This is a genomic window from Flavobacterium sp. (assembly GCF_043779715.1).
Classification (GTDB): domain Bacteria; phylum Bacteroidota; class Bacteroidia; order Flavobacteriales; family Flavobacteriaceae; genus Flavobacterium.
In genome coordinates, this window is record NZ_JAYWDT010000270.1 from 20,245 (window position 1) to 27,421 (window position 7,177).

Sequence of the window (7,177 nt, forward strand, 5' to 3'; positions counted from 1 at the left end):
TTATCGTAAAAATTTATCTGATATATATACCACTTGTATCAGTGATATGTAGGCAACACTTACTAACATTAATGTTTTTGCAGATTTATCGGTTTTGTTTTTGTATAATTTGATGGCATAAAAAAGCATCCACAAACCTAATAAACCAACGATTACTGCCGAAACAGTCGTTAAATATAATCTCCCTGTATAACCAAAACTTGGCAAAACCGAAGCTGCTGTTAACCAAAGTGTATATAAAATAATCTGCATTGCAGTTCCTTTGTCTCTTTTTCCTGTTGGCAACATATAAAATCCGCCTTTTTTGTAATCTTCAAATAAAAACCAACCTATTGCCCAAAAATGAGGAAATTGCCAAAAAAATTGAATTAAAAATAAGGTTCCGGCTTCGATACCAAAATCATTTGTGGCAGCAACCCAACCCAACATAAACGGAATTGCTCCAGGAAAAGCACCCACAAAAACCGATAATGAAGTTACTGTTTTTAGTGGTGTATAAACACAAGTGTATAAAAATATTGAAATCGCTCCAAACATTGCTGTTTTAGGATTTATCAAATACAAAATCGTTAATCCTATAATGGTTAAAATTGTTGCAATTATAAAAGCGGTATTTACTGACATCCTTCCCGCAGGAATAGGACGATTTTTAGTTCTGTCCATCAAAGCATCTAAATCTTTTTCGATAATTTGATTGTAAGCGTTTGAGGCACCAACCATGCAATATCCACCAATAGCAAGCATGATAAGAACATACACACTCGACAAATTAAACTGATGAATTCCAAGTAAATACCCAGCCAATGATGAGAAAACCACGCTAATAGCAAGACCAGCTTTGGTAATTTCTTTGAAATCATTGAAAATAGATTTTATGGAAGGAAATGTATTTGTTGCGCTCAAGGCAGAAATATTTATTTTTTAAAACTTTGCAAAGATAGGAATAACCAATAGGAATATTCAAATCTAACATCTTTATTTTTTAATAATCCAAATACCAGTTAAACACATCGGCACGCAATCCTATAGAAAACCAAGTGGTACTTTCTTTGAATATTGCAGTCGTGTTTTCCTGTGGCGAAAAATTTCTGTAAATTAAATTTCCAAAAAGTTTCAGATTTGTACTTGGGTTTAATAAATATCCGGCCTGAACATCAGCAATAAAAACATTTGTTTTATTCCCTTGTCCTATGGCAACCCCTTTTTCGTAAGCTCTTAACTCGTCGTAATCTTTGTAAATATTAGAACCGTAATTTTTCGCATCGGTTGCAGTATCAAAATCGAAACCACGAATTCCTACGCTTATTTTTGCATCGGCAAACAATCTATTTTTATGAAAACGTGCAATTCCTGTTAGCTCTTTAAAGTTAGAACCCCAATTGTGCCCCATGCTTTGGTTGTTGTGACCATAATTTGTAATAGCATTACTATGTGCATAAACATATGGACGCACATGATTATATTCTGCTTGCAGGTATAGATTTTTCATACCAAAAGCATTAAAATATTTCGCTCCCAACTGATAACCATATTTGTTTTTCCAGCTTTTTTCGCCAGATTTCATGTCGCCAAGCGAGAATTCGTCAAGCAAGAATTGTCCGTATAAATTAATATTATTATTCCATTTATACTTAGACGTAATTCCTAAAACTGCATTTCCGCTTCTTGCTGATGATGAAAATTCGACCGAACGATAAAAAATAATTGGATTCACAAAATTAAGATCAAAACCACGATTGTTGTCGTTTGTCCAAATTACCGATTCGAAAAATCCAATATTCAATCTCTTTGAAGCATTCCAGCTCAAATAATGGTTTGCCATATATTTTGTAGCATAGGTTCTGTCTAGTGTTACATCTTTGCGAACATCTTTGAGCCACATATAAGTATTAGTGTATTTTATTTTCCAAAAAGTGGTGTTTATTTTAACAAACGGATACGGACTCGCACCATCTCCTTCCAGTAAAGAGCGGTAACCATCGCCTATAAAATTTCGACTGTAACCCAATTGCAAATTCAGGTGTTTACTTGGCGTGTAAGTAATATTTGCATCGGCAGAAGGGAAATCATATTTTGTGGTTTTAAAATCTTTTGCAATACCTATTCCTGGAATAATTGCTGGATTTCCTCCCGACGGCTGAATAGAATTTGCATATCGGTTATAATAATCGGCAAAAACACCCTGACTTTCATAAATGGTTGTGGTAAAGTCTAATTGTTCACCCAAACCTCCTTGTATTTGCAAACCACGCGTGTTTACATAAGTATAATCTTCGGTGCTTGGGTTACTTTTCCCCATTCGCAAATCGAAAATAGGATTTAGTGTAAACCAATAATCTTCTCCTTGTATGGCAACTAAGTTTTCGTTAAATAATTTTCGTCCCCACCAACCTTCTTTCTTAATTTTGATTGCATTATAAGCTTCGTCAAAATTATGATATTTTGCGACTTCGGAGTAACTATATGGTTTTGATGCCGTATGATTATTAGTCCCAACTTGATTCATTTCTCCATCAAAATTGGTGTATAAATTATGTGAAAACGGAATATTAAGATGACTTTTGAATTGTGGATTTTTAAATTCTTTATAATTTAATTTTACCGATTCAAACTCTGGATTTTCTTTATTTGCTAAAACCGAAGTAGAATTTGCAATTTTGTTTTCATGCAATAATTTTTCTTGTGCAATCTGAGCTGCACTTTGCAACGGAATTGCTATTGTAATTGTATATTTTGCATACGTTGACTTTCCGTTATATGTAGGTGGCGTGATTTTTGGCAAAGCCGAAAAAACCCTTTTTGTTTCGGTTATTAGTTCCGAATCTACCGCATCAACATACAATACTTTGAATGTTCCTGTGCTATCTACTTCAAACAACGTGATGATTTTTCCTTTGAAATTATCTTTTTTTGCAACTTCTTGCAATTGGAAATTATTATAAATAAAATCTTGCAATTGATTATTAAAACAAGTCTCTAACTCTTGATTCATTGTGTTTTCGCACGCTGGAAAAATTGGAAATTTTTCTTGATTGCTTACTTGCGAAAATAAATTTTGCATCGAAAGAAAAACTATAATTAGTAAAAGGTATTTTTTCATTTTTATTTTTTTAATAATTTCCTGTAGAAACATTTCCGTCTGCGATGGTTTTTGCTGCGGATGTTCCTATTCTTTTTACACCCAATCTAATCATTACCAAAGCTTCATCTAAAGTTCTTACGCCACCAGCTGCTTTTACTGGAAGTGGATTTGAGTTTTCTAACATTAAAATAATAGTAGGAATTGTAGCTCCGTTTGGCAAATTATCTTCTGTATTATAAAAGCCTGTCGATGATTTTACAAATATATGCGCAAAATTATCTTCTTTAAAATTGGCAATAATTGTGTTTTTTATTAATGCCGAAATCTGAATAATCTGATGATTTGTAAGTGCTGCCACTTCGATAATAAATTTGACTGCTTTTTTGTGTGACAATCCTAATTGTGCGCAAGCAATGATTTCTTGCTTTATCAATGTTATTTCACCTCTTTTGAAGGCTTCATAATTAATAACAAAATCAAGCTCATCTGCATGATTGTTTATCGCTCCTTGTGCTTCTTCTAGTTTTTTGTCTAAACTAGAACTTCCTTCTGGGAAATCGACAACAGTACCAACCAGCACTTTCGAATTGGCTTTTTCTATCATTTTTTTAGCCAATTGTACTTTGTCAGGACGAATCATAACCAGCTTAAACTCTTCGCTAATGGCTTCATCAATGAAATTTTCTACCACTTTAGTGTTTTCAATTTCAGACAAATTAGCTTGCAATGCTGTTTTTAAGTAAGTAGAATCTAGGTATTGCTTGATATTCATAATAATGAATTAACAAATTAAAGGTATAAAAATAGAAAAATCCCACCGAAATGGGATGTTTTTCTAATAATTTTTATTTATCGAAACTTTTCGATGATTTATTTTCTTTAAAGAATTTTGTTGCTACAAAAATCCCTACTAAAGTTCCTGTACTATTGGCAACAACGTCCCAAATATCTGCTTGACGAGTTGTTGTCATAATTTTCTGAGCAAACTCGATGGCGATTCCGAAAATTATCGAAACGAATACCAGAGCAATTTTACTGTTTGGCAACACATTGTTTCTAAACGCTAAATACCGATACCACAAAATAACAAAACCAAAATAGAACGTAAAATGAACTACTTTATCTGCATTTGGAAAATTAATTTTTGGGGCGTTTACCGTTGTTTTCAAACTTAAGTAAAGTATCAAAAACGTCCAAAAAAGAGCAATCCAAATAGCGTTTTTATTAGGCGCCAATAAGTTTTTTATAGTCATCACTAGAAAGTAGGTTTTCGATTTCAGATGGATTAGAAATTTTCACCTTAATCATCCAAGCTTTTCCGTAAGGATCTGCATTTACAACTTCTGGAGTTGCTTCAAGTTCTTCATTAAATTCGATAATTTCGCCAGAAAGTGGTAAAAATAAATCCGAAACTGTTTTTACAGCTTCCACTGTTCCAAAAACTTCGTCTTGCGCTAAGGTTTGATCTAATGTTTCAACTTCAACATATACAATATCTCCCAATTCTTTTTGAGCAAAATCGGTAATTCCTATTGTAGCAATGTCGCCATCAATACTTATCCATTCGTGATCTTTTGTGTACTTTAAGTTAGCTGGTATGTTCATTTTGTTGTTTAATTTTAATTTGAAACAAAAGTAAAATTATTACTGTAATAATCTTATTTTTTTAATACTTAATTTCCAAAGTTATATCTAATTGTAAATCCTGTACGAATACTTGTTAGCGGAAATGATGTCGAAATAACCGCTTTCGAGAACGAATAATCGAAAAAGAAAAGTGTTGTCAGGTTTTTGCTAAAAGAATAATCGGCAGTCAATTTTGCCGAAACAATATTTTGCCCTCCTGCTAATTGGTTGTTATTATAATCTAAATTTCTAACTATTGTTTTGTTATTTCTAAAAGACACATCGCTTCTTATATTTACATCACTTTTTATTTCTCCCGTTGCATTGTCTGCCAATCGTGATTTTATTCTTACATCTTTTATGCGATATCCGAGTCCAATAACATATTCGACACCTTTTAATTCGGTTAGCAAATTATTATCGAAACTTAATGACATAGTTCGGTCTTTTTTCATTTCGGCAAGAATTTTTATAGAGCTTTTCATTTCGAAATCCAGTCTTACTAATGGACTAAATTGTTCTGTTAGATTCACGTTACCAATAATATTTTTGTTTTCAAAATTCCCTCCTGTATCAGTAGATGCTGGATTTGTATATTTGAAATTAGAACGGTATGAATTTATGGTATAAGCTGCTTTGTATGCGTGTTGTAATGAGAATCTTTTGAACTTGTTTTTAAAGAATTTGTATCTCATAAGACCCGTATATTTTACAGTCCAATTAGGAATTGGAATATTTTTAAATGCTCCCAACGACACTCCAGAAACATCACTTCCTGAATAGGCTGCCAAAAACGATGGTAATAAAACGGCTTGATTGTTTTTTCCGAAACCGACTGGATAACCAAAGTTCGGATTATTAACATCGGTAACTCTAGGGAATTGCGAAGTTCCGTAAGAAATTGTTGCTAATCTATCAGCAACGACCAATCTATTTTGTCTGAAATCATCAAACGCTGCAGATCTTGTTTCGTCACTTGCAGAAAATGCTGTTTTTATTAAAACTGTAGAAATAGAGAAATTCCCGAAATTATATGGCGAATGTGAATTGTAAACACCACCTACTGCATCAAACTGTTCTGAAAAATTATCGGAGTGAGTTCTGTCGGCAATTAAATCGATTTTTAAATCTGGAAACAATTCTATATTTGCATTTGCGGTAATTTGTTTGGTTTTTACTTGTGTAAAATTCTGATTAAACTCACCATAATTTGTTAACCAACCATTTTTAGCAGCTTCAAAACGCACATCATCTTGCAATCCAAATACAAATCCTAATGTTGGTTTAGACGAACCCAAAAATCCTACTGATGGCAAATACCCTGGAAGCATTGTTCCGCTGGTTTCGTTATAATTTATCTGAATATTTTTGATACTTGTAGCTAACCCTATTAATCCATCTACAAAAACGTTGGGTTTTATTTCTTTAACTTTTGGTTTTGCCACTACTTTTTCTCCTGGTTTTGGTGCAGAAGGCGGTGTTATTGGAGTTGGTTTTTTTACTCTTCCTTTTGTTAATCCAATATATTTATAAAAAGTATCCATATTAAATGCCGTATTCAACTTATGTGAACTTGCATTTTGGATTGTATTTCCTAAATCGTAAGTATTACCATCGCTCGCCTGAAATGCTTGTAAAGCCAATGTAGCTCTTTGCCAAGAATAATCTCCCGTATAAGTATAATCGGATTTTATAAATGCTAAAGCTGGAATTTTATTTATTGGCAATTCGTAATTAACTGTTAGTTGTTGCGAATGTTGGTTTGGTGTTCCTATATTCCAATAATCGTCCCAAATTGTAAAATCGTCGATAGGATCGTTGTTTGCATCTAGATAATTTCTTACCAAATTTGCTGTGGTTGCTGTATAATTGAATCGTAAACTTTTAGTCAAATTATAATTAAATCCGTAATTATAATTGAACATATTGTTGCGTTTGTACAATGGCGAAAGTTCGATTCCTTGCACTTCAACTTGTCTGTATTGTTGCCTGTTATATTGGCGTAAAATAGTAGAACTAAAGTTTACACTTGTAGGCAAATAATTGAAATTGAAATCACTTAGCATTTTCCAATAGCTGCTTTTCTTCAAAAATTTTGTTTTTTTGAATGGCTCTATCGGTTTTGGTTGAAACGTATAGGCATAATCGGCAGAGGTTCTTACTTGTTGGTCTAACAATCCTTCAATTTCGAAATCATGGTGTTCGACTTCGTTAAATGAATAGGAAACAGTTAAGTTTTCTGGATCATAAAAATGTTGTTTTTGTTCGGGTCCACGGTCTTTTCTTACTCCGATAAAGTTTATACTTTTCCTTTTTGTAAAATCGATAGCTCTTTTCTTATATTCTGCTTTATCGACAGGATCAGTAGTTACATCTAGTAATTGTTTTAGCTTAATATCCTGGTTAAACGGATCGTATTCTGGAGTGATTATTTCTTCCCCAATACCATAATTAAAAGGTAAATTTATA

6 protein-coding genes are annotated in these 7,177 nt (G+C 32.8%); all 6 read right to left on the minus strand.

All coding sequences use genetic code 11. From position 1 onward, the window contains the following. Positions 1 to 903, minus strand: a complete 903-nt coding sequence (gene cyoE, locus ACH2BG_RS13095) for a heme o synthase (protein WP_395048141.1) — start codon at positions 901 to 903, stop codon at positions 1 to 3. 79 nt (positions 904 to 982) lie between these two features. Then, on the minus strand, positions 983 to 3,100 hold the full coding sequence (locus ACH2BG_RS13100) for a gliding motility protein RemB (RefSeq protein ID WP_395048142.1): 2,118 nt from the start codon (positions 3,098 to 3,100) through the stop codon (positions 983 to 985). A gap of 10 nt (positions 3,101 to 3,110) precedes the next feature. Further along, complete coding sequence (deoC, locus tag ACH2BG_RS13105) at positions 3,111 to 3,854, minus strand: deoxyribose-phosphate aldolase (RefSeq protein ID WP_395048143.1); 744 nt, start codon at positions 3,852 to 3,854, stop codon at positions 3,111 to 3,113. Between the two features lie 73 nt (positions 3,855 to 3,927). Then, complete coding sequence (locus tag ACH2BG_RS13110; protein WP_395048144.1) at positions 3,928 to 4,335, minus strand: VanZ family protein; 408 nt, start codon at positions 4,333 to 4,335, stop codon at positions 3,928 to 3,930. Beyond that, positions 4,307 to 4,687, minus strand: a complete 381-nt coding sequence (gene gcvH / locus ACH2BG_RS13115; RefSeq protein ID WP_395048145.1) for a glycine cleavage system protein GcvH — start codon at positions 4,685 to 4,687, stop codon at positions 4,307 to 4,309. The genes ACH2BG_RS13110 and gcvH overlap by 29 nt, the downstream gene beginning before the upstream one ends. Before the next feature lie 68 nt (positions 4,688 to 4,755). Then, a partial coding sequence (gene sprA, locus ACH2BG_RS13120; protein WP_395048146.1) for a cell surface protein SprA occupies positions 4,756 to 7,177 on the minus strand: 2,422 nt, incomplete at its 5' end.

Excerpts from the sequence above, each read along its gene's own strand:
- gcvH (WP_395048145.1), bottom strand. The coding sequence starts at position 4,687 with ATGAACATACCAGCTAACTTAAAGTACACAAAAGATCACGAATGGATA.
- ACH2BG_RS13110 (WP_395048144.1), bottom strand. The coding sequence starts at position 4,335 with ATGACTATAAAAAACTTATTGGCGCCTAATAAAAACGCTATTTGGATT.
- deoC (WP_395048143.1), bottom strand. The coding sequence starts at position 3,854 with ATGAATATCAAGCAATACCTAGATTCTACTTACTTAAAAACAGCATTG.
- ACH2BG_RS13100 (WP_395048142.1), bottom strand. The coding sequence starts at position 3,100 with ATGAAAAAATACCTTTTACTAATTATAGTTTTTCTTTCGATGCAAAAT.